The following is a 22,743-nucleotide window of genomic DNA, read 5'->3' as shown; positions in this document are numbered from 1 at the left end:
GTGCGGCAATTCTAAAGAGCCTCAGAACGGTAGTGCAAGCAATTTTTCGAATCATGAGAGACAATCTCATAATGCGGAAAAATGCTGCAATGCACCGTGGAATAAGGACTTTTTGATCGTCGCGTTGGTGTCCTTGCGATCAATTGCGGGCCTTTTCAAGACTTTTTACGCCATTTAACAGTGTGGCGCTGCGTTACAATTGCGCGCATGTTGACCGAACGGCTTTTCGCACGCTCGGCGCGCTCGTCGGGCAAGCCCAACGACCCGGCGCCGACCCGCTGGCACCACGGACCGTGGTGGTCAAACTCGTACTTGCTGACCCCACTGATTTCGATCCTGGTCTTCCTGGTCGTGATGAGCCTGATCCTGTGGAGTCTCAACCGGCGCGAACAGCAACAGCAGGAAGACACGCTCTACCGTAACGTGGCTTGGGCACAGCAGCAAATCAGGCTTTCCATGACTGGCGCGCAAGAGCAGATCCAGGCCTTGGCGCGCGACATCGCGACTGGCCACGGGGACCCGCAGTCGTTTCAGAATTCCACCGGCGACATCATGCAGGGGCACCCCGAGATCCTCTACATGAACTGGTACACGGCGCAGCACAAACCTCGCTGGCCCAATACCCCGCTACCGGTGCTCGGCTCGCGACTTGCCAAGCCGACGGACGCGCAGATGGACGACGCCGTCCAATCCGCGTTCGACGAGGCCCGCACCAGCCGCCGCCAGGTCTATTCCCCGCTCCTGTATGACGATCTCGGCAATGGCTACATCACGTTGCAGACACCGGTTTATCGCGATCGCGATTTTCTCGGTTCCATTGCCGCGGTGTTTTCCATCGAGGGGATTCTCAAGCACGACATCCCCAGCGAGCTTTCCGCGAAGTACAAGATTTCGATCACCGACCTGAACAATCGCGAACTCGCCACCACCTCCAGCCGGCCGCGTCTTCCGCGCGACATGTTCTACGACCTGCCGCTCGATCCGCCAGGCCAGGGGGTATCGGTACGCGTTTATTCGTATCCGCAACTCACGAATTTCACCAACAACACGCTCGTCTGGCTGGTCGCGGGTTTGTCATGTTTTGTGTTGTGGAGCTTGTGGAGCCTCTGGAAACACACGCGGCAGCGCTTTGAGGCGCAACAAGCGCTCTATGCCGAGGCGTTCTTCCGCCGCGCGATGGAAAATTCAGTGCTGATCGGCATGCGCGTGCTCGACATGCACGGCCGGATCACGCACGTGAATCCGGCGTTTTGCCGGATGACCGGGTGGGACGAAAGCGATCTCGTGTCCAAAGTGGCGCCCTTTCCGTACTGGCCGAAAGACGCTTATCCGGAAATGCAGCGGCAACTCGATATGACCCTGCGCGGCAAGGCCCCCTCCTCGGGCTTCGAGTTGCGCGTGCGCCGCAAGGACGGATCGTTCTTCCACGCGCGGCTTTATGTGTCGCCGCTCATCGATAGTTCGGGCCGGCAGACGGGGTGGATGTCGTCCATGACCGACATTACCGAGCCGCGCCGCGCCCGCGAAGATCTCGCCGCTGCACACGAACGCTTCACGACCGTCCTGGAAAGCCTCGACGCAGCCGTGTCCGTGCTCGCCGCCGACGAAGCCGAACTGCTGTTTGCGAACCGCTACTACCGGCACCTGTTCGGCATTCGGCCGGACGGCCATCTCGAGCTCGCGGGTGCGGGTTTCGATACGGCTCAGGCGTCGTCGGATTCCATCGACATGGTCGATACCTATGCAGGCCTGCCCGCCACAGCGCTGACCGAAAGCACCTCGGACGCGCAGGAAGTGTATGTGGAGAGCATCCAGAAGTGGTTCGAAGTGCGCCGCCAGTACATTCAGTGGGTGGACGGGCATCTCGCGCAGATGCAGATCGCGACCGACATCACCACGCGCAAGCAGGCGCAGGAACTGGCCGACCAGCAGGAAGAAAAGCTTCAGTTCACCAGCCGTTTGATGACGATGGGCGAAATGGCGTCATCGCTGGCGCACGAGCTGAACCAGCCTTTGGCCGCGATCAATAACTATTGTTCCGGTTGCGTCGCGCTGGTCAAATCGGGCCGCATGACGCAGGACGCGCTGTTGCCCGTGCTCGAAAAAACCGCGCAGCAAGCGGTGCGGGCAGGCATGATCATCAAGCGCATCCGCGAATTCGTGAAACGCAGTGAACCGAAACGCCAGCCTACGCGTGTGGCTGATATCGTGGCGGACGCCGTCGGTCTCGCGGAAATCGAAGCGCGCAAACGCAAGATCAGGATTCTCACCGAGATCCGCTCGCGCATGCCCGTGATCCATGTGGACCCGGTGCTGATCGAGCAAGTACTCGTGAACCTGCTGAAGAACGCAGCCGAAGCCATGCACGACGCCAAGCCGAACGCCGTTGATCCGGTGATCCGCGTGATCGTGCAGCGCGTGGACGGCGGTTTCGTGTGCGTGAGCGTGGTGGACCAGGGGCCGGGGGTGGACGAAGCCACGGCGGAGCGCCTGTTTGAACCTTTCTACAGCACCAAGTCCGACGGTATGGGCATGGGCTTGAACATTTGCCGATCGATCATTGAATCGCATCGTGGACGTCTTTGGGTGGTGAACAATATCGATGCCTCCGGCAACGTGACGGGCGCCACATTCCATTGCAGTTTGCCAATCGGAGAAGCCGATGGTCCGGGCAGTAACGGACCGGAAGCTCTCAGTCATCAACCCACACAACAAACTGTTACGGGAGAGCTATGAGCACAGTCACCACTCAGGAAACCGTCTTTGTCGTCGACGACGATGAAGCCGTGCGTGATTCTTTGCGCTGGCTGCTTGAAGCCAATGGCTACCGCGTCTCGTGTTTTGCGAGCGCTGAGGCGTACCTCGATGCGTACCTCCCGATCGCCCATTCCGGCGCGATCTCGTGCCTGATATTGGACGTACGGATGTCCGGCATGAGCGGTCTCGAATTGCAGGAACGGCTGATTGCGGAAAATTCCTTGCTGCCGATCATCTTCGTGACGGGTCACGGCGACGTGCCAATGGCCGTCTCGACCATGAAGAAGGGCGCAATGGATTTCATCGAAAAACCGTTCGATGAAGCCGAATTGCGCAAGCTGGTTGAACGCATGCTGGACAAGGCTCGTACCGAGAGTTCGAGCGTGCAGCAGCAGCGCGCAGCGGCGGAGCGCCTGGGCAAGCTGACCGCGCGGGAACATCAGGTACTGGAGCGGATCATTGCGGGACGCCTGAACAAGCAGATCGCCGATGACCTTGGCATCAGTATCAAGACAGTTGAAGCGCATCGCGCGAACATCATGGAAAAGCTGTCGGTGAATACGGTTGCGGATTTGCTCCGGCTGGCACTTTCCAACAAGCCGCAAACGCAGCAGGCTCAATAGGGTTTAGCTGTTCTACCTGATACGCCGAGGGGTGTTTTTTGCGCCTCGGCGGAAGTGGTTTTTTGCCGGACTGAAGCCCACCGCCCGTCCCGGCCTGCGACAAAAAGTTTGAAAACAGCTTTAAAACAGTCAGCCAACGCGAACCGGCCATTGGCCCGGTAGCCGCACCGGCGAAAATCCCCGTCCGGTATAATCAAGGACCGACCGCAAAGCCGCGCCGCACTGGCGCAACCGGCCCCCTGCGACCCTGCGCCCTCAAGAAAAGCAGCGGACTTGTCCTCCGCCCAGACCTCCTATGACCGCCCAAATCATCGACGGCAATGCCCTCTCCAAGACCCTCCGCGCCGATGTCGCCGTACGCGCCGCCGCCCTGACCGCCCGTGGGCAGCAACCCGGCCTGGCAGTCATTCTCGTCGGCGAAAATCCGGCCAGCGAGGTCTACGTCCGCAACAAGGTAAAAGCCTGTCAAGACAATGGCTTGCACTCGGTGTTCGACCGTTTCCCGTCCACGCTCACCGAAAGCGAATTGCTGGCGCGGCTCGACGACCTGAACAACGACCCGAACGTGCATGGGATCCTGGTGCAATTGCCGTTGCCGAAGCATATCGATAGCCACAAGGTCATCGAAGCCATTGCCCCGGCCAAAGACGTAGATGGTTTCAACGTCGAAAACGCCGGTGCGCTGATGACCGGCAAGCCGCTGTTTCGCCCGTGCACGCCCTACGGCGTCATGAAAATGTTCGAAGCGCATGGCATCGCGCTGGAAGGCGCAAACGCAGTTGTGATCGGGCGCTCGAATATCGTCGGCAAGCCAATGGCCATGCTCCTGCTCGGCGCCGGCGCCACGGTCACCATCACGCACAGCAAAACGCGCGATCTCGCCGCGCTGACCCGCAACGCGGATGTGGTTGTCGCCGCAACCGGCCGACGCAACATCCTGACGGCCGACATGGTCAAACCGGGCGCAACAATCATCGACGTCGGCATGAATCGCGACGAGAACGGCAAACTCTGCGGCGATGTGGATTTTGCAGGCGTGAAGGAAGTGGCCGGTTTCATCACACCTGTGCCAGGCGGCGTCGGGCCGATGACCATCACCATGCTGCTGGTGAATACCATCGAAGCCGCCGAGCGCGCAATGCAGCAGGACCGGGATTAAGCCGTGCTGGCGGCGCACTTCAACGCTTACAAGCATGATGGACACACCGGTTGCCGGATTTCCGCGCTAATGCGCCCAGCCGCCACGCCGATCGGATAAATCACCGTCTTAGCCAGAATCGATTTGAGAATCGGCAGAGGCGTCCCCACAATAGTGAATGGCCCAACCGCCGGAATCGCATACTTTCTGTGTCTGGCGCGGCTTCACATTCATCGTCGCATCCATTTTTATCCGAGACCGGGAGAGTCATGTCCAATTCGACACCAGCGAATACCGCGAATCAAGCGAGTCAGGCTCAGACCCAAGCCCCAGGCAACCCCCTGCTCGACTTCTCCGACCTGCCCCGCTTCGGCGACATCAAGCCGGAACACGTAACGCCGGCGCTCGACGTGCTGCTCGCCGACGCCAAAGCCGCCGTCGATCACGCCAGCGCGCCTGAGACACCGGCTACCTGGCAAGACATAGTGGAAAGCGTGGAACGCGCGAGCGAACGGCTGTCGCGGGCGTGGGGCGTAATCGGCCACCTGAATGCCGTAGCCGATACTCCTGAATTACGCGCCGCCCACGCCGAGAATTTACCGCGCGTGACCGAGTTCTCAGCGAGCGTCGGGCAGAATTTGGCGCTCTATGAGAAATACAAGGCGATTGCGGCGAGCGAAGAGCACGCATCGCTGTCCGTCGAGCAGAAGAAAATGCTCAGCAACGAACTGCGCGGTTTCCGTTTGTCCGGCGCCGAGTTGCCTGAAGATAAAAAACCCCGGTTTGCGCGCGTTCAGGAAGAACAGGCGGCGTTGTCGAAGGCATTCTCCGACCACGTTCTCGACGCCACCAACGCGTTCTCGTATGTCGTAACCAAGGAGAGCGAGCTCGCGGGTTTGCCGGAAGACGTCATCGAGGCGGCTCGCGAAGCGGCGCAGAGAGAAGGCAGCGAGGGCTGGAAGTTCACACTGCATTTCCCGTCGTACTTCCCCGTGATGCAGTACGCCGAACATCGGCCCTTGCGTGAAGCGATGTATCGCGCCTATGTGACGCGCGCGTCCGAACTGGGGCCGAACTATGGCAACGGCCAAGCCGGGTGGGACAACACGGCGAACGTTGTCGAGCAGTTGAAGCTGCGCGCAGAAGAAGCGCACGCGCTCGGGTATCAGAATTTCGCGGAAGTGTCGCTTGCGCCGAAGATGGCGGAATCGCCGGCACAGGTGATCGCGTTCCTGGAGGACCTGGCCGTGCGCGCCCGCCCGCACGCAGAGAAGGACTGGATGGAATTGCGTGCGTTCGCCGCGACTCAGCTCGGCATGCCGGAATTGCAGCCGTGGGACTCCACCTTCGCCGCAGAACGCCTGCGCCAGCAGCGTTATTCGTTCTCGGAAAACGAAGTGAAGCAGTACTTCCCGCAAGAAGCCGTGTTGAAAGGATTGTTCAAGGTCACCGAAACGCTGTTCGGCGTGAGCATCCGTCGCGACGACGCCGCCGTCTGGAATCCGGAAGTGCGCTTTTTCCGCGTTGAAAACAAGGACGGAACGCTCGTCGCGCAGTTCTATCTCGATCTGTATGCACGCGAAGGCAAACGCGGCGGCGCGTGGATGGACGACGCCCGCTCGCGCCACAAACGCCGTGAAGGCGGCGTGCAGACCCCGGTGGCGTATCTGACATGCAACTTCTCCGCGCCCGTTGGCGGCAAGCCTGCGTGCTTTACGCACGACGAAGTCATCACCCTGTTCCATGAATTCGGGCACGGCCTGCATCATATGCTGACGCGCGTCGATGAACTCGGGGTATCGGGTATCAACGGCGTGGAATGGGATGCGGTCGAACTGCCGTCGCAGTTCATGGAGAACTTCTGCTGGGAATGGGACGTGCTCACCGACATGTCCGGCCACGTGGACACGGGCGCCACACTGCCGCGCGAACTGTTCGACAAGATGCTGGCCGCAAAGAACTTTCAGAGCGGTCTGGGCACGTTGCGCCAGATCGTGCTCTCCATGTTCGATATCCAGCTTCACAGCGACTACGATCCGGCCGGCGCGATCAACGTCAACGACTTCGCGCGCGAGATCAACGAGCGTTTCCACGTCGTGCCGCAAGCGCCCTTCTCCCGCTGGACCAATACCTTCACGCACATTTTCGCGGGCGGGTATGCCGCCGGGTACTACAGCTACAAGTGGGCGGAAGTGTTGTCGGCGGATGCGTATGCGGCGTTCGAGGAAGCCGCGAAGCTTGGCGGTGGCTCGGTGCTGGATGCGACAACGGGTACCCGGTACCGCCGCGAAATTCTTGAAGTGGGCGGTAGCCGGCCAGCGATGGACTCGTTCAAGGCATTCCGCGGCCGTGAGCCGAATATTGATGCGTTGCTGCGGCATAACGGCATGTCGCCGGAGACGGCGCATTGAGGTGTTGATGGAATCCATGCCGCTTGTATGACTTCAGCCGGCCGTTCCAGCGCAAGTTGGAACGGCTTTCTTAATTCTCCTTCGAGAGATTTTCGAGGCTGCTCTCTATCGATCCAGCCGGAAACTCACTTCCTCCGGCCGCCCTTCCAGGCTGAGTCTCGCCCGCATTGCCGGCGCGCGGCTGACCACCTTGCCGCGACGAAGAACAACTGTGCGCGCCGCTCGCAATCGAATGGCTTCCACCGGATCGCGGGCGTCCAGCACTACGCAGTCCGCGTTGTTACCCACCGCAATCCCGTACCCTTCAATCCCCAGGATCTTCGCCGGCGTCGTTGTCACAGCTTCGAACGCCGCACGCATGGCGCCAATGCCCGTCATCTGTGCGACGTGCAAGCCCATATGCGCCACTTCCAGCATGTCGCCGGAGCCCAGGCTGTACCACGGGTCCATCACGCAGTCGTGGCCAAATGCCACGTCCACGCCTGCCGCCATCAACTCCGGCACGCGCGTCATGCCGCGGCGCTTGGGGTAGGTGTCGGCGCGGCCCTGCAGCGTGATGTTGATCAACGGGTTCGCGATCGCGGCCACGCCGGAATCGCGTATCAGCGGGATCAGCTTGCTAACGTAATAGTTGTCCATGGAATGCATCGATGTAAGGTGCGAACCCGTGACGCGCCCCTGCAAACCCAGCCTATGCGTTTGTGCCGCCAACGTTTCGATATGGCGCGACATTGGATCATCCGATTCATCGCAATGCATGTCCACGCGCAGCCCCTTCTCCGCCGCGAACTCGCACAGCAGACGCACGGACTCGGCACCGTCGGCCATTGTGCGTTCAAAGTGCGGAATTCCGCCCACCACGTCGACGCCCATGGATATCGCACGCTTCAGGTTCTCGAACGCGGCCTTGCTGCGCAAAACGCCGTCCTGCGGAAACGCGACGAGTTGCAAGTCGAGATACGGCTTCACGCGACGCTTTACTTCGAGCAGCGCTTCCACGGCGAGCAGACGCGGATCGCAGACATCCACGTGCGAGCGAATCGCGAGCAGGCCGCGCGCAACGGCCCAATCGCAGTACTGCATCGCCCGATCGACCAACGCTTCTTGTGTTAGCTCGGGCTTCAACTCACCCCATAACGCGATTCCTTCCAGCAGCGTGCCCGATGCGTTCACACGCGGCAAACCGTAGGACAACGTGGCGTCCATATGGAAATGCGCGTCGACGAACGGTGCGGTGACGAGAGAACCCGCGGCATCGATTTCTTCAGGCGCGCTCGCCGCGAGCTGCGGTTCGATTGCAGCAAAGCGGCCGCCTTCGATGCCGATGTCCACCAGATCGCGGGAATGCGCGAGCGCTGCGCGCCGAATGATCAGGTCCATGGGGTTGTCCTTTTGCCAAGTGTTTCGATGATTGTAGCGGGACAGAAAGCACGATTTTCAGAGCGCTGCCCGCGTTAGCCATTCGGCTGACTGCAGAAAGCTCGCGCGACCAATCACAGTGACAACTCCACTCCAATGCTCGTTTGCGAGCCACCAGGATCAGATCACTGCTTTCTTCAATCGATGCCTTGAGTTTTCGTATCCATAAGGATACACTTCATCAAGGCATCCCACTTAACGTTATCTGGGATCCGCGCGCATGACGAACACAATCAATCAAACGCACGACTTTTCGGTCTGGCTGTTGGGCGTGACTGATGTGTTGGCAAGAGCCGCCATCCTGGTTCGGATCAAACGCGCCGCTCTGGGAAATTTCGGCGATTGTCACGACGTGGGCGGCAGCGTGTGGGAAATGCGTGTCCACACAGGCGCGGGCTATCGTGTGTATTACGTGCGTGACGGCTTGACGGTGTACCTACTGTTGGCCGGGGGAAGCAAGCAAGGGCAGATATCTGATATCGCCCGAGCGAAGGCCATGTGGCAACGAATCAGACAGGAACGGAAATGAACTCGACTCACATTTCGGCTTTCGACGCATCCGACTATCTCGATAGCGAAGAGGCCATCGCTGCATATCTGAACGAGGCGCTTGCCTCCGGCGACTCCGACATTCTCCTGTCGGCTCTTGCCGATATCGTGAAAGCGCGCGGCATGTCGAAAGTCGCCTCCGAAGCGGGGGTACAACGCGAAAGCCTGTACAAGTCTCTGGCCGAGGGCGCGAAACCCCGATTTGAAACCATCCAGAAAGTTGCCGCCGCGTTGGGCGTAAAACTCGTCGCCGTGCCCGTGCATCACTGACGCGTTCGCCTTGACGGCGACAGCCTATGACCTGCAGCTCAGGTAAGCTGAGTCCACCCTTCAATCAATCGGGCCGAGAAAGGCTGACAGACGGCTTCATGCTCATGCCCGCAGTTCATCACTGACGAGAGTCAATCTCCGCACCAATCAAATGAAAATTGCCACCTGGAACGTAAACTCCCTCAAAGTCCGCCAGCAGCATGTGATCGACTGGCTGGCAACGAGCGGTGTCGACGTGCTTTGCATGCAGGAGCTCAAGCTCACCGACGATAAATTCCCCGTTGCAGAACTTGCGGCCGTCGGCTACAGAAGCTGGTTCGCCGGCCAGAAGACCTATAACGGCGTGGGCATTCTGGTACGCGACAGCCTGACGGTCGACGAAACCACAATCGTACGCAACATCCCGGCTTTCGAAGACCCGCAGCAACGCGTGATTGCCGCAACCGTGGAAGGCGTGCGGATCATCTCGGCGTATTTCCCCAATGGCCAGGCGCCAGGGACGGAAAAGTTCGCGTACAAGATGCGCTGGCTCGAGGCGCTGCGCGACTGGATCGAGGGCGAGATGAAGACGTATCCGCAACTCGCGCTGCTCGGTGACTACAACATCGCGCCGGAAGATCGCGACGTCCACGACCCGAAAGCATGGGAAGGCCAGAACCTTGTCTCGCCCGAAGAACGCGCGCATTTCGTGCAATTGATCGAACTCGGTCTCACCGATACCTTCCGCAAGTTCGAGCAGCCCGAGAAGCTTTTTACGTGGTGGGATTACCGCATGCTCGGATTCCGTCGTAATGCAGGACTGCGCATCGATCACATTCTGGTCACGGCAGAGCTCGCCGCACGATGCACTGCGTGCGAAGTGGACAAGGTGCCGCGGAAGTGGGAACAACCGTCGGACCACGCGCCGGTGATCGCGACAATCAGCTGAGCAGGGAATGGTTTGGGAGCGAAGCGGTAAGGCGAAAGGCGTTCCAAGAACACGGGCACACGCAAGATCGCACCACGCCTCGCTCCGAACTTGAGGCCCGAAGGCTCGACGCTAGCGCTGCCAGGTCATGCTTCTATAAACCCGCACCTGAAGAACCGCAACGAGGGCGTCGCCAGACGCCCTCTACTCCGCCACTACTCCCATCAAGCATCCAGATGCAATTCCTGAATCTTGCGTGTGATCGTATTGCGGCCGATCCCGAGACGTTCAGCCGCCTCCACCTTCCGGCCGCGAGTGAAGTCGAGGGCCTCACGTATCACCGCGGCTTCAAACCGGCGCGCAAGTTCGTCCATGACATCGGCAGTATTCTCGCGCAGCAGCCGCGCGACCTCGGTCCGCAAACCGTTTTCCCATACGCTCGCGGGAACGCCGGCCGGCGGCGTACCAAGCGAAGCCGGCAAACCGCTGACACCGCCCGATAGGGCCGCATTCGACCCAGCGCCCATTTCCACTGCCGATGCCGTCAGCGCAGTGCTCTCGCCGGCATATTCCTGAGTCGGCGTGAGATCGGGAGGCAAGTCCTTTTGCTCGATCGTCTGCGCCGGCGCCATCACGGTCAGCCAGTTGCACAGGTTTTCGAGTTGACGGACGTTACCGGGAAACGGCAGCGACGCCAGGAATCCGAGTGCGTCTTCCGACACGCGTTTCGGCTCGACGCCCAGATCGCGCGCGCTTTTCTGCAGGAAGTGCCGGGTGAGCAACGGAATGTCTTCGCTACGCTCGCGCAACGCGGGCAAGCGCAAGCGAATCACGTTCAGGCGGTGATACAAGTCCTCACGGAACAAGCCCTGCCGCACGCGGGACTCGAGATTCTGATGAGTCGCTGCAATCACGCGAACATTCGCCTTCAACGGGTTGTGCCCGCCCACGCGATAAAACTGCCCATCGGACAACACGCGTAACAAACGCGTCTGCAGATCAAACGGCATATCGCCAATTTCATCGAGGAACAGGGTGCCGTTTTCAGCTTGCTCGAACCGTCCCTGCCGCATTGCCTGCGCGCCCGTAAACGCGCCACGCTCATGGCCGAACAACTCGGACTCGAGCAGATCCTTCGGAATAGCGGCAGTGTTCAACGCGATGAACGGTCCGTTCGCGCGCGGGCTATGACGGTGCAGCGCACGCGCGACAAGCTCCTTTCCGGTGCCTGATTCGCCCGTGATGAGCACGGTGGCGGCGGAATGTGACAGACGGCCGATTGCGCGAAACATGTCCTGCATCGCCGGTGCCTGGCCGAGCATTTCCGGCGTCTCGGTCACGCTGTTGTCGTAGGCTGCTTCACCCCGCATGCTTTCATCGACCGCGCGCCGGATCAACTCGACCGCCTTGTCGACGTCAAACGGCTTCGCCAGGTATTCGAACGCACCGCCCTGGAACGCGGCCACGGCGCTGTCGAGATCGGAGAACGCCGTCATGATGATGACGGGCAAACCAGGCAGCTTGTCGCGTACAGTCTGCAACAATTCGAGTCCCGAACCACCCGGCATGCGGATGTCCGACACAAGCACCTGCGGACTTTCCTGTTCGAGCGCCGTCAGCGCGTCCCGGACGCCGGAAAAACTGCGCGTGGCGAAGTTCTCTCTTGCGAGCGCTTTTTCGAGCACCCAGCGGATGGATTGGTCGTCGTCTACTATCCAGATCGGCTTCATATAGTTCGGCGAGATGTCTTCGTGTGGTTCGGTATAAGCCCGTCGAAACGGTCAGGCGCACTAGCGCTTTTCAAAATGTCGATGAACCCTCGTGATCGATCCTTAACTTCATGCCTGGCGCGCGTCGATCCTTCATCGGAGTCCGGTCAGCCTTCGAACGGCAACAAGATGGTGAACTCGGTGCAACCCGGTTTGCTTTCCACTTCGATCAGCCCATCGTGCTGTTGCACGAAAGTCTGTGCGAGCGTAAGTCCCAGTCCGCTCCCATCTTCCCGCCCGGACACCAGCGGGTAGAAGATCCGGTCGCGGATCTCTTCCGGGATACCGGGACCGTTGTCAGTGATATGCAAGTCCAGTGCCAGTTTGTGCAGGCGTTTGCCAATCGTCACTTTGCGCGCAATACGTGTACGCAATTCGATCCTTGCATCGCCTTGCGAAATACGCTCGCGCAGCGCTTCCGCCGCGTTGCGCACGATGTTGAGCAGCGCCTGGATAAGCTGCTCCTTGTCACCGCGCAAGTCGGGCACGCTCACGTCATAGTCGCGATCGAGCGTGAGGCCGCGCGGAAACTCCGCGAGAATCACGGCACGCACGCGTTCGCATACTTCGTGAATATTGACGTCACCAACAATATGCGGATGTCGGTGCGGCTCGAGCAACCGGTCAACCAGAGTTTGCAGCCGATCCGATTCCTTGATGATCACTTGCGTGTATTCACGCAACTCATCGCGTTCACGCCCACCCAGTTCGAACTCGAGCAGTTGCGCCGCGCCTCGAATACCGCCGAGCGGATTCTTGATTTCATGTGCGAGGTTGCGAATCAGTTGCTTGTTGACCGCAGTCAGATCGTGAATACGCTCCTCGCGGTCAGTCTTCAAGTGCCGCTCGTTCTCGAATAGTTCGAGCAGCACGTAATTCGGTGCGACTTCCAGATACGCAACAATCGCGTGCACATGCAGCGGCTCGCGGCCGGGACGTTCGAGCACCGCGTCGAGATGCGTTGCGTTGAAACGATGATCGGCAATCGAGGCAATGGTCGTCACCAGTTCGTCCGCATTGGCGAACAGTTCAGGCCATGAGGTCTGAGCCAATTGCTTGCGCGAGCGCTCGAGCATGGCTTCCGCCGACGGATTCGCGAACGCGATCTTCAGGCTCAACTTGTCGAGCACAAGCACAACCGTGGGCAGCGCTTCCATGCCCGGCAGCAAATGCGTGGCGACCAGCGCGGCGTCGTCGGACAACGAATTGTCGGGAGGACTCTTTCTCGCCTTGATGAGATTCTTGAGAACCATCGTGCAGTGAGACCCCGTCTTGAAACTTGTCAGGAGAAGCGGCGACGATTAAAAAAAGGGACGGCACGCCGTCCCTTTTTTGATCATTCGACACTCCTGCTTCGCGTCAAGCGACGCACTTCTCCGCCGTGCAGCGAGCGAAGAAGCACGTACGCCATGCAACGCGCTTTACAGCGAGTAGTACATTTCGAACTCGATCGGATGTACAGCCTGGCGATAGCGCTGCAGTTCATTCGTCTTCAGTTCGATATACGCGTCGAGCATGGAGTCGGTGAACACGCCGCCAACCGTCAGGAACTCACGATCAGCGTTGAGCGCGTCCAGCGCTTCGTCGAGGCCGGCACACACGGTCGGGATCTTTGCATCCTCTTCCGGCGGCAGGTCGTACAGGTTCTTGTCCGCTGCTTCGCCCGGGTGGATCTTGTTCTGCACGCCATCCAGACCGGCCATCATCAGTGCGGAGAAGCACAGGTACGGGTTCGCCATCGGATCCGGGAAACGCGTTTCGATACGGCGGCCCTTCGGGTTCGACACGTGCGGAATACGGATGGAAGCCGAGCGGTTCTTCGCCGAGTAGGCGAGCTTCACCGGTGCTTCGAAGTGCGGCACGAGACGCTTGTACGAGTTCGTCGACGGGTTCGTGATCGCGTTCAGCGCGCGAGCATGCTTGATGATGCCGCCGATGTAGAACAACGCAAATTCCGACAGGCCTGCATATCCGTCGCCGGCGAACAGGTTCTTGCCGTCCTTCCAGATCGACTGGTGAACGTGCATGCCCGAGCCGTTATCGCCCACGACCGGCTTCGGCATGAACGTCGCCGTCTTGCCGTACGTGTGCGCCACGTTATGAACGATGTACTTCAGTTGCTGCGTCCAGTCGGCGCGTTGAACCAGCGTGGAGAACTTCGTGCCGATTTCGTTCTGGCCCTGGCCCGCCACTTCGTGGTGGTGCACTTCGACCGGAATGCCGATTTGTTCGAGCAACAAGCACATTTCCGAACGGATGTCCTGGAACGTGTCGACCGGCGCAACCGGGAAATAACCACCCTTCGTGCCCGGACGGTGACCCGTGTTGCCGCCTTCGAATTCCATCGACGACGACCACGGTGCTTCTTCCGAACCGATCTTCACGAAGCAGCCCGACTGATCGGCGCTCCAGCGAACCGAGTCGAAAATGAAGAATTCCGGTTCCGGACCGAAGAAGGCGGCGTCGCCCAGACCCGAGCTCTTCAGATACGCTTCAGCACGCTTCGCGAGCGAGCGCGGATCGCGTTCATAGCCTTTGCCGTCTGCCGGTTCCACCACGTCGCAGGACATCACGAGCGTCGACTCTTCATAGAACGGGTCGATGAACGCAGTATCCGCATCCGGGATCAGCAGCATGTCCGACGCTTCGATGCCCTTCCAGCCGGCGATAGACGAACCGTCGAAAGCGTGGCCGCTTTCAAATTTGTCTTCGTCGAATGCCGAAACCGGCACCGAAACGTGTTGTTCTTTACCGCGCGTGTCGGTGAAACGGAAGTCGACAAACTTGACGTCCTCGTCCTTGACGAGTTGCATGACGTCGGCCACGGATTTGCTCATTACCTATCTCCTGATTAACAAAAGTCGACGAACATCAATTCGCCGCCTAACCGATTCGAAACCATCGGTAGAGTCAAAAGCAGCTTCCATGCCAAGTGCACCATTGTTGCGCTAAGCAATTGAAGCTGCGCGCTTTTTCGGGGAAGCACCATCACCCTTCAAGGGGCCTACTCGATCAAAATCGCATAGTCATGCACATATTAGGTGCACGCGAAACTAAGACCCGTAACGTTAGCACTGATTCGGGGCAATTCAAACGCTTCGCACCAGTCCGATGCGTACCGCTAAATCAGGAACCCGCACGTGATTGCAGTGCCGGCAGCGAGCTAGAATGCCTGATTAAAATGTCCGATTGGAGACCTCGTCCATGAGCACGCTCGAGCAGTTGTACGCCCAGGCCACGCAACGCGCCGATCAAAACCAGTTGCCCTACGCGGGAGCCATTTTGCCCGCTGAGGCTTTCGAGCTCCTTCAACTCGACCCCTCCGTTCGCCTGGTCGACGTGCGCACGCGAGCAGAACTCGACTGGGTCGGCCGGCCGGCTATAGATACCGTGCAGTACTCGCACATTGAATGGATTCAGTATCCCGGCTCGGTTCCAAACGCGGCGTTTATGCAGCAGTTGCGCGACGTGGCCACACCCGACACTCCCGTTCTGTTCCTCTGCCGCAGCGCTGCGCGTTCAAAACTGGCAGCAGTCCTGGCTCAAAAGGAGGGCTTTACCAAAGCCTTCGACCTGCTCGAAGGCTTTGAGGGCGACAAGGACGGACAGGGTCATCGCAAAACCGTTTCCGGCTGGTGCTTTCGCGGCCTGCCCTGGATCGGCGCGTAAAGTAACTACCTGCTGGCTCCGCCAGGCTCGCAGCGACCTTTAAGCTGCTGCGCCCGGCTCAATCTCCACAATCTCGCCGCCGAGCGCGGCCACGCCCGCGCGCAACCGGGCAAAGGCTGCGTTCGCTGCTTCCGGCTCGCCCTTGACGCCCAGATCAATGTGCGCGCGCCCAAGCACTGCACCGCGCGTGGCGTCGCCGACGCTTGGCAGGCTGAACACACGCACCCCTGCGAAGTCGCTTTCGATTGACTCCATCAACGGCGTGATACGCGATTCAGGCAACCCGAAGACCAGCACCGACCGCTCCACATACGGCTTCGCGTGATGGAGGTCCGCGTATTTCGTGTCCAGAACCCATTCAATCATCGGCCATGCCATGACGGGAAAACCTGGCACGAAATGGATGTTGCCGGCCGAAAACCCCGGAATTCGGTTGTAGCTGTTCGGAATGATGCTCGCGCCCTTCGGAAACGTGCCCATGTTCAGCCGATGCAGGTTTTCCGGCAGGTCGAGATCCACCGGCTTGTCACCCGCCGTTTCGCGGATTCGCGCGCGGATCAGTTCGGCCGCTTCCGGATGCAGTTCGAGCGGCACGCCGAGTGCAGCGGCGGCGCACTGCCGCGTGTGATCGTCAGGGGTCGCGCCGATGCCGCCCGTCGAGAAAACGACATCCCCCGACGCAAAGGCCCGCTTGAGCGTCGCGGTGATGCGTTCACGCTCATCGCCAACATAATCCGCCCAGTCAAGCGACAACCCGCGCGCCGACAACAGTTCGATAACTTTCGGCAGATGCTTGTCGGTCCTGCGACCGGACAAAATCTCATCGCCAATGATGATCATGCCAAAGCCCATGAATGCTCCCTGATCGTGAAAATTAGCCGGAAATTCGAAATTCTGGCGGCGCGCCGGGACCGCCAGGGGCAAGCGCAGCCGCAGCGGTTTCTATCCGCAGATGCTCAAGCGCATGCAAGCAGTAGTGCGCAAACCAGAGTGCCGAAAAAACGAGGATGAATGCGTAGATCCAGATGGTCACCGCCGCCACGACCGGAAACAGTGGCAGCAGCCAGACCGACCACGCCCACAGCATGGTCGGTAAAGATCCGAGCAGACCGCTGATCACGCCAATCCCGAACAGAGGCCAGCGCGCGCGCCGCACGATCGCCCGCCGCTCCTCCGCGCTGGCATGCAACGCAAGCGCGTCATATGTCATTACGCGATAAGTCAACCAGCCCCACAAGACGGGCGGAATGATCGCGAAAAATGGCGGTATCAGCCAAAGCGGAAGCGTGACGACCAGCAGCACGAGGCATACGACCGTGGTGATGACTGAGTGTCCGAGGCTCCCATACCAGGAACCTCCGCGCCGCATTTCAAGGGCCGCATATTGGCGCCGCGTCAGCAGCTTGATCACGGCGGGCATGGAAAGCGTCGCAATCAGCAACAAAATGGTTACGACGATCAGCGGAATCGCCATGATTACGATGAAAAATGGCGCAATCACCGCGTGCAGCGACGAGAATCCGATGGAATCGAAAAGCCGGTACATGGCCGATGACAGCGCCCAGCCGTCAAGCCAGTTTCGCGCAGCGCCTGTCAACGTTTGCCAGAAAAACCATAGGATGGCGCCCCACGCCACTGTCGCCACAGCGAAAGGCATGAAAGTCAGCCACAGCATTCTCGGATGAAAAGCGTTCGCGAGCGCGCGCACGAACGAACGCAGCAAGTCATTCATGCAAAGGATCGTTTAAAGGGAAAGAAGACAGGATAAACCAGAGAGCGCATGCCGCGCTGCTCGTCCAGATGGCTAACGCTGCAGCGTAAAACAACGCGCCGGGCGGAGCCGGCGACACGGGTCGAACCGCCCAGGCAGGGCTAAGCTCAAATGGGCGGCACACCCGACGCACCCGGAGAAGGCCGCACCCGCCGGGGACCGCTCAGCCGATGGCCGAATCCGAGCCTGGAGCCCGGGTTGCGCGATGTGACGCAATACGTTCCGCTATCCGTTTGAACGCAAGCCAGTGCTGCGAGATGAAACCATTACCGTAATCACGCCCGGGGACAGCGCCGACAGCCAGTTGATCCCGGATGCCGGTCGGCTCGAGCTCGCGATTCCAGGACACGCTCCTGAACATCATGTCCCACCACGGCAACAGCACGCCGAAGTTGCACCCATATGTAGTGCCCTCGTGGCCGTAGCCAATCGCGTGATGCCGCCTATGAAACGCCGGACTGACCAGCAGGCGCTCGCCCAGCCAGCCGAAGTGCACGCGAATATTTGCGTGCTGGACGCTTTGCATCAGGTTGGTTACTGCGACGAGCACGACGAATTGTGATGGCGGCACGCCGATCGCCAGCGCAACCGTAGCAAAAACACCGGCTTGCATTATGTTGTCAAGCAGATGATTCCTGTCGTCGGACCATAGCGACATCTTTTGCTGGCTGTGGTGCACCGCGTGCAGTTCCCACCAGATGCCAATTCGGTGCTCCGTCCGGTGATACCAATAACCGACGAAATCAAGCACGACCAGATAGATCAGGAACGCGACGATAGGCTGGGAAGTGACGCCCGGCCACAGGTTGTCGAGTTCAATATTGGAAATATCGTGAAGCCGCAACCAGCCCTGGAAGCTGTCGAAAAGCGGCTGGAAAGTAAAGAAAAAGAACAGATTCAGGAACCCCAGCTTGACGATCCACGTATAAAGCGCATCCACGCGCACGCCTTTGCGATCCTGCCACTTCTCCGCGGGCCGCAACGCTTCGAGCGGCCGCAGGATGGCATACATGACGAGAACTTCGAGCACACCCACAATCACCCAATAGAGGGCGTCGAAGGTGTCTTCGTCGTAGTCCATCCAACCCACTTTGAACAGGAAGGGCTGAACCACGTCGACGTACAGGAGCGTCTGCATGGTCGAAACGACGTTGTCGAACATGGAGAAGATGGATTGAAACATGGTGCTCCGTTACTTTTACCCGTTGCCACTACCCTGACTGCGCCGCGGTGTGGTCAAGCACTCGTCAATCCGCGGCCCTTCAATTCAACCGATGATTCAACCGACAATCTCAACCACCGTTCGGGCCGGTCACCGGAGCGCGATCGAAAAAGTAAATCCCGTGAGGAGAACGGCCTACAGCAATTGTCTGGATAAGTTTGCGGTTGGTCATGTCGATGATACCCACACGTTTCGCGAACCGGAACGTCACCCAAAGATAACGTTTATCAGCGGAAAGCTCCATGTCGTCCGGCCCCGGCAGCAAACCCGTGATGTCGCCCACATTCGTCAGCGAATCCTGGTCGATGATGCTGATCGTGCTTGCGACCCGGTTCGACACCAGCACATGCTTGCTGTCCGCCAGCGAGCGGAAATTGTGCGCGCCATTGCCGGTCTTGATCGTTTCAATGATCTTCTGGTTGCGCCAGTCCACCACCGCGACGTAGTCCGCGCCGGTCATGCCGACCAACAGGTATTTATCGTTGGGCGTCATCCAGAGGCCCGCCGGCACGGGGCCGACCTTCATCTTCCATTTCACCGTCTGCGTTGCCAGATCGATCGCCGCGACTTCGCCTGACACCTGCAGCGAGATAAACGCTGTCTTGCTGTCGTTCGTGAACGCGATATGGCTGGGCATGACCGCCAGCGGTATGCGTTTTGCGATCGAGATATTGGCGCCGTCATAGCGGTAGATATCCAGCCGGTCGAGCCGCAAGCCGGTGGAGACGAACCATTTCTTGTCCGGCGAGAAACCGATCTGGTACGGGTCCTCGATATTTTCGACCCAGCGCTGCGGCTTGCCGGTCTTCGGGTCGATGAACATCAAATTGTTCGACACCGAGTTCGCAACGATCAGCGACGCGTTGTCCGGCGTCGCCATCAAGTGGTGCGGTTCCTTGCCTGTGGGAACCGTCGACACGACCTGATGCGTCACTTCGTCGATAAAACTCAGCGTGGCCTCACCGGAATTGAGCACGATCACGTTGTTGGCGTGAACCGGCACGGTGATGGAAAAAGCAGCGATCAATGCGGCGGTCGCGCGCGAGAAACGAGTACGGAGAAAATTGCGCATGAAAACTCAGGTCAGAAAACAACCGCCATTGTAGAACGTTTGAGTCATTCGAAGCTTGATGCAAAAAGGACTTTCGGCACTTTTTTACCGCTGGCACCACGAACGCCGTGGCAGCTGTCCACGCTCACGTTCGGGGGAAATCAACCCGGGCCGATCGAGAAGCCGCCGACAGGCAGATCAATCGCCTGCCCCCAGTGCGTCTCGCACCGAAAGTGCGAGGATATTTTACGTATTCTTCAATTATTTTGGAATCCGAACTTTATATCGATCCTCTCGAATGTTTTTAGGAAAAGTCGTGTATTTAGCTGACTCGATAAACGCCATCATCCCGAGCTTCTGAGTCCGAAGCGTCGCAATGTAGGAAGACTGTCCAACGCCCGAGCGGGCCAGAATTTTCGAAGCGGGAGGTCCTCGTTACAAGGATCGGTCACGTCTTATGGTTCGGCCAGCAATACGGGCATAAGCGCGAAGCGTTTCATCGATCAACCCGACATGTATTTTGTCAAATTGTTAGACATCCTTCTTTCATGAATAGAATTTTCAAAGCAGTCTGGAACGAATCCTCTGGCGCGTGGGTGGCGGCTTCCGAGACGTCGAAGTCGAAGACCAAGCGGTCTTCTTCGGCGAAACTTGGGATCGCGCAGGCGGCAATGATTGGCGGCTTGTTGGCGGCAGCGCCGGCTCACGCGCAGGCTAGCGACGATTGGGCAGCGCCGAAAGCGGGGCTCATGACAGCCCCGAAGGTGTCGGGCGTCTACGCGTACGCCGCCGGGGAAAATGCGGTCGCAAACGGCGACCAGGCAACGGCGATCGGCGCCAGCTCGAAGGCTGACAATCTACTCGCGAGCGCAGTGGGCGCGAACGCGGCCGCATCGGGTGGCGGCGCTACCGCCGTCGGCGCCTTCGCCCAGGCAGAAGGCGATAACGCCTCGGCCGTCGGCGCCTTTTCGCAAGCGAATGGCGAAAACGCCGTAGCGGTCGGCGTCGCTGCGAATGCGAACGACGAAAACGCGATCGCGGTCGGCAACGCGTCGGTCGCAACAATCAACGCTGTCGCCGTCGGAGCAGGCGCCGCCGCGAATGGTGCTGAATCTATCGCACTGGGGAACGGATCCGAGGCGGACGGCGCGTTGTCGAACGCTCTGGGCGCGCATGCAGCCGCTACGGCCGACGGGGCAACCGCTGTCGGCGCTTCGGCGCAAGCGAACGAAGTCGATGCTCTCGCCGTCGGACATTCGGCAATCGCGGCCGGCTCGGGCAGCATTGCCGTTGGCGCCAACGCCAACGCCAACGCCAACGCGGCTTTCGAAAATTCAATCGCGATCGGTAACAACGCAATCGCAAACAATACCAACAGCGTGGCACTCGGCGCCGGATCGGCCACCACGATTGGTGCGCAATCCGGCTATGCCGCTTATGGCTTGTCGGACCCGCAAACATCGACAGGCGAAGTGAACGTAGGCGGACGCACGATCAGCGGCGTCGCAGCCGGCGCGGCGGATACCGACGCAGTCAACGTCGCGCAGTTGAAAGCGGTCGGAGACCAGGCAACGGCCGCGGCGGCGAGCGCGGATGGTGCGGTCAAATATGACCGTAACGCAGATGGCTCGGTCGATCACGGCAACGTCACCCTCGAAGGCGACGGTGGCACCGCGATCCATAACGTCGCAGCGGGAGTCGACGCAAATGACGCCGTCAATGTCGGCCAATTGAACGATGCGATTGGCCAGGTCAATGCATCCGTCGCCAGCGCCGTCAAGAATGCTGTGGTCGACGCCGGTGATCCCCTGTTCAGCGCAGACGGCTCGCCCAGCACGGACGCCGCGTCGGCAACCGGCGTTCACTCGGTAGCGGCAGGCGCGAACGCAGTGGCAACCGGCGCGGACTCCGTGGCCATGGGCAGCGGGGCTCAAGCCTCCGCCGACAACTCGGTTGCGCTCGGCCAGAACGCAGTGGTGACCGGCACGGGATCGGTTGCCATGGGCAGCGGCGCCCAGGCGTCTGCGAGCGATGCCGTTGCGCTCGGCCAGAATTCGGTTGCAGATCGCGCGAACACGGTATCCGTTGGGGCCGCCGGCAGCGAACGTCAGATCACGAACGTCGCAGCCGGTACCCAGGGCACCGACGCAGTCAACGTGAACCAGTTGAACCAAAGCGCCGGCCACACGCTGAAGCAAGCCAACGACTACACCGACTCCAAGACGGAAGGTACGCGTCGCGATGCCTACGCCGGAACGGCAGCGGCGCTTGCAGTAGCAGGCTTGCCGCAAGCAGTGTTGCCAGGGCGCGGCATGGTGGCCCTGGGCGGTGGCACTTACGGCGGTCAATCGGCAGTGGCTATCGGCGTGTCGCAACTCTCCGATAACGGCATCTGGGCCTACAAAGTAAGCGGCACGACCAGCACGCGCGGTCAGTTCGGCGTCTCGGTCGGCGCCGGCATGCACTGGTAAGCCAGCGCAGCCAGGTAGAGGTAGTGTCGCGGGCGATCTGCAAAGGCCCGCGACACCGAGTTAATGAAAACAACGGAATCCGATCAAGAGATGAACTTCACCCTCCGCAAACCATCGCGTGCACTTCCTTCGCTGCTACGCTTGTAGTAGCCCTTTTGTTGTCGGCGTGCGGCACCGGTAGCCGGCTTGCCAGCGACGGCGGTCAAGACCAGTTGGTGTTTCCAGCTCCGGAATCGGCGTCGAATATCGGTGGTAGCTATCCGTTGACGGAAGCGTTGCGCAAGCTCAAGCCCGGCATGACCAAGAATCAGGTCGCGTCTCTCCTCGGCCGCCCCCAATTTCAGGAAGGGTTCTTCGGCGTTCGTGAGTGGGACTACGTGCTGAATGTAACTAACGACGCTGGCACACCGCAAATGGTCTGCCAGTTGAAGGCCGTATTCACCTCGCATGATGCAGCTCGCAATTTCTATCGGAAATGCGGCGACAACGTGGAAACGCTTGCCGACGGCAAATGGCAGAAGTATGTGGTCACCCCTGTCGCCCCTGTCAGCACCGAAGCTAGCGATCCGGTGAGTTCTGACGCCACTGTTCTGACAGCAACGCCTCTGAGTCTCGAAGTCGTTGAGAACCCGGGCGCAACAACAAAGTAACCTTGTAAAAACGCTTAAAGCGCGAGCCTGGCTATCCGCCGGGTCTCGCGCTTTTTTACGTGCCCG

The 22,743-nt window shown here is 59.8% G+C and carries 18 protein-coding genes; 10 read left to right on the top strand and 8 right to left on the bottom strand.

The features are described 5' to 3' along the window. Positions 1-207: 207 nt before the first annotated feature. From fixL to ABH944_RS34940, 4 genes are all read left to right on the top strand, one after another. Complete coding sequence (fixL, locus tag ABH944_RS34955) at positions 208-2,736, top strand: oxygen sensor histidine kinase FixL (protein ID WP_404612415.1); 2,529 nt, start codon at positions 208-210, stop codon at positions 2,734-2,736. After that, positions 2,733-3,380, top strand: a complete 648-nt coding sequence (gene fixJ, locus ABH944_RS34950; RefSeq protein WP_062091480.1) for an oxygen response regulator transcription factor FixJ — start codon at positions 2,733-2,735, stop codon at positions 3,378-3,380. Before fixL ends, fixJ begins: the two co-directional genes overlap by 4 nt. A gap of 295 nt (positions 3,381-3,675) precedes the next feature. Continuing rightward, positions 3,676-4,539, top strand: coding sequence for a bifunctional methylenetetrahydrofolate dehydrogenase/methenyltetrahydrofolate cyclohydrolase FolD (folD, locus tag ABH944_RS34945; protein WP_404612413.1), 864 nt, complete (start codon positions 3,676-3,678; stop codon positions 4,537-4,539). Between the two features lie 248 nt (positions 4,540-4,787). Next, positions 4,788-6,929 (top strand): M3 family metallopeptidase, encoded by a 2,142-nt coding sequence (locus ABH944_RS34940; protein ID WP_404612411.1) that lies wholly within the window; start codon positions 4,788-4,790, stop codon positions 6,927-6,929. Positions 6,930-7,034: 105 nt separating this feature from the next. Here ABH944_RS34940 and ABH944_RS34935 read toward each other — a convergent pair whose 3' ends face one another. After that, positions 7,035-8,309, bottom strand: coding sequence for an amidohydrolase family protein (locus ABH944_RS34935; RefSeq protein ID WP_404612409.1), 1,275 nt, complete (start codon positions 8,307-8,309; stop codon positions 7,035-7,037). Positions 8,310-8,568: 259 nt separating this feature from the next. Here ABH944_RS34935 and ABH944_RS34930 point away from each other — a divergent pair, with 259 nt between their 5' ends. The 3 genes from ABH944_RS34930 to xth all read left to right on the top strand — a co-directional run bounded on the left by ABH944_RS34930 (position 8,569) and on the right by xth (position 10,095). Further along, positions 8,569-8,877 carry a type II toxin-antitoxin system RelE/ParE family toxin gene (locus ABH944_RS34930; protein WP_404612407.1) on the top strand — a complete coding sequence of 103 codons (309 nt, stop codon included), beginning with the start codon at positions 8,569-8,571 and terminating at the stop codon, positions 8,875-8,877. Beyond that, entirely contained in the window at positions 8,874-9,167 is a 294-nt protein-coding gene (locus tag ABH944_RS34925; protein WP_062091476.1) for an addiction module antidote protein, read from the top strand. The genes ABH944_RS34930 and ABH944_RS34925 overlap by 4 nt, the downstream gene beginning before the upstream one ends. A 151-nt stretch (positions 9,168-9,318) precedes the next feature. Next, entirely contained in the window at positions 9,319-10,095 is a 777-nt protein-coding gene (xth, locus tag ABH944_RS34920; RefSeq protein WP_404612405.1) for an exodeoxyribonuclease III, read from the top strand. 203 nt (positions 10,096-10,298) lie between these two features. On the opposite strand, the gene ntrC is transcribed toward xth, so the two are convergent. The 3 genes from ntrC to glnA all read right to left on the bottom strand — a co-directional run bounded on the left by ntrC (position 10,299) and on the right by glnA (position 14,680). After that, entirely contained in the window at positions 10,299-11,804 is a 1,506-nt protein-coding gene (gene ntrC / locus ABH944_RS34915) for a nitrogen regulation protein NR(I) (RefSeq protein WP_404612403.1), read from the bottom strand. Between the two features lie 146 nt (positions 11,805-11,950). Beyond that, entirely contained in the window at positions 11,951-13,096 is a 1,146-nt protein-coding gene (gene glnL, locus ABH944_RS34910; RefSeq protein WP_404612401.1) for a nitrogen regulation protein NR(II), read from the bottom strand. Between the two features lie 168 nt (positions 13,097-13,264). Next, positions 13,265-14,680: a type I glutamate--ammonia ligase gene (gene glnA, locus ABH944_RS34905; protein WP_213763361.1), complete on the bottom strand. Its 1,416-nt coding sequence runs from the start codon at positions 14,678-14,680 to the stop codon at positions 13,265-13,267. A gap of 367 nt (positions 14,681-15,047) precedes the next feature. Here glnA and ABH944_RS34900 point away from each other — a divergent pair, with 367 nt between their 5' ends. Then, positions 15,048-15,512 carry a rhodanese-like domain-containing protein gene (locus tag ABH944_RS34900; RefSeq protein ID WP_404612399.1) on the top strand — a complete coding sequence of 155 codons (465 nt, stop codon included), beginning with the start codon at positions 15,048-15,050 and terminating at the stop codon, positions 15,510-15,512. 39 nt (positions 15,513-15,551) lie between these two features. Here ABH944_RS34900 and ABH944_RS34895 read toward each other — a convergent pair whose 3' ends face one another. From ABH944_RS34895 to ABH944_RS34880, 4 genes are all read right to left on the bottom strand, one after another. After that, on the bottom strand, positions 15,552-16,364 hold the full coding sequence (locus ABH944_RS34895) for a competence/damage-inducible protein A (RefSeq protein WP_404612397.1): 813 nt from the start codon (positions 16,362-16,364) through the stop codon (positions 15,552-15,554). Positions 16,365-16,386: 22 nt separating this feature from the next. After that, the gene (locus tag ABH944_RS34890) at positions 16,387-17,244 is read right to left on the bottom strand and encodes an EI24 domain-containing protein (protein WP_404612395.1); all 858 of its coding nucleotides are present in this window, start codon (positions 17,242-17,244) and stop codon (positions 16,387-16,389) included. Between the two features lie 202 nt (positions 17,245-17,446). After that, the gene (locus tag ABH944_RS34885) at positions 17,447-18,466 is read right to left on the bottom strand and encodes a sterol desaturase family protein (RefSeq protein ID WP_404612393.1); all 1,020 of its coding nucleotides are present in this window, start codon (positions 18,464-18,466) and stop codon (positions 17,447-17,449) included. Between the two features lie 109 nt (positions 18,467-18,575). Then, the gene (locus ABH944_RS34880) at positions 18,576-19,577 is read right to left on the bottom strand and encodes a YVTN family beta-propeller repeat protein (protein ID WP_404612391.1); all 1,002 of its coding nucleotides are present in this window, start codon (positions 19,575-19,577) and stop codon (positions 18,576-18,578) included. A gap of 527 nt (positions 19,578-20,104) precedes the next feature. On the opposite strand from ABH944_RS34880, the gene ABH944_RS34875 reads away from it, so the two are divergent. Both ABH944_RS34875 and ABH944_RS34870 read left to right on the top strand, forming a co-directional pair. Then, positions 20,105-22,027 carry a YadA-like family protein gene (locus ABH944_RS34875; RefSeq protein ID WP_404612389.1) on the top strand — a complete coding sequence of 641 codons (1,923 nt, stop codon included), beginning with the start codon at positions 20,105-20,107 and terminating at the stop codon, positions 22,025-22,027. 23 nt (positions 22,028-22,050) lie between these two features. After that, on the top strand, positions 22,051-22,677 hold the full coding sequence (locus tag ABH944_RS34870) for an outer membrane protein assembly factor BamE (protein ID WP_404612387.1): 627 nt from the start codon (positions 22,051-22,053) through the stop codon (positions 22,675-22,677). Positions 22,678-22,743: the final 66 nt, after the last annotated feature.

It is taken from the genome of Caballeronia udeis (genome assembly GCF_044909315.1).
Lineage (GTDB): Bacteria > Pseudomonadota > Gammaproteobacteria > Burkholderiales > Burkholderiaceae > Caballeronia > Caballeronia udeis_A.
This window is presented reverse-complemented; position numbering and strand designations above follow the sequence as displayed.

Coding starts and splice junctions, on each gene's coding strand:
- ABH944_RS34875 (WP_404612389.1), top strand. CDS start 20,105: ATGAATAGAATTTTCAAAGCAGTCTGGAACGAATCCTCTGGCGCGTGG.
- ABH944_RS34900 (WP_404612399.1), top strand. CDS start 15,048: ATGAGCACGCTCGAGCAGTTGTACGCCCAGGCCACGCAACGCGCCGAT.
- fixJ (WP_062091480.1), top strand. CDS start 2,733: ATGAGCACAGTCACCACTCAGGAAACCGTCTTTGTCGTCGACGACGAT.
- xth (WP_404612405.1), top strand. CDS start 9,319: ATGAAAATTGCCACCTGGAACGTAAACTCCCTCAAAGTCCGCCAGCAG.
- ABH944_RS34930 (WP_404612407.1), top strand. CDS start 8,569: ATGACGAACACAATCAATCAAACGCACGACTTTTCGGTCTGGCTGTTG.
- glnL (WP_404612401.1), bottom strand. CDS start 13,096: ATGGTTCTCAAGAATCTCATCAAGGCGAGAAAGAGTCCTCCCGACAAT.
- ABH944_RS34940 (WP_404612411.1), top strand. CDS start 4,788: ATGTCCAATTCGACACCAGCGAATACCGCGAATCAAGCGAGTCAGGCT.
- ABH944_RS34935 (WP_404612409.1), bottom strand. CDS start 8,309: ATGGACCTGATCATTCGGCGCGCAGCGCTCGCGCATTCCCGCGATCTG.
- glnA (WP_213763361.1), bottom strand. CDS start 14,680: ATGAGCAAATCCGTGGCCGACGTCATGCAACTCGTCAAGGACGAGGAC.
- ABH944_RS34895 (WP_404612397.1), bottom strand. CDS start 16,364: ATGGGCTTTGGCATGATCATCATTGGCGATGAGATTTTGTCCGGTCGC.
- fixL (WP_404612415.1), top strand. CDS start 208: ATGTTGACCGAACGGCTTTTCGCACGCTCGGCGCGCTCGTCGGGCAAG.
- ntrC (WP_404612403.1), bottom strand. CDS start 11,804: ATGAAGCCGATCTGGATAGTAGACGACGACCAATCCATCCGCTGGGTG.
- ABH944_RS34880 (WP_404612391.1), bottom strand. CDS start 19,577: ATGCGCAATTTTCTCCGTACTCGTTTCTCGCGCGCGACCGCCGCATTG.
- ABH944_RS34885 (WP_404612393.1), bottom strand. CDS start 18,466: ATGTTTCAATCCATCTTCTCCATGTTCGACAACGTCGTTTCGACCATG.
- ABH944_RS34890 (WP_404612395.1), bottom strand. CDS start 17,244: ATGAATGACTTGCTGCGTTCGTTCGTGCGCGCGCTCGCGAACGCTTTT.
- folD (WP_404612413.1), top strand. CDS start 3,676: ATGACCGCCCAAATCATCGACGGCAATGCCCTCTCCAAGACCCTCCGC.
- ABH944_RS34925 (WP_062091476.1), top strand. CDS start 8,874: ATGAACTCGACTCACATTTCGGCTTTCGACGCATCCGACTATCTCGAT.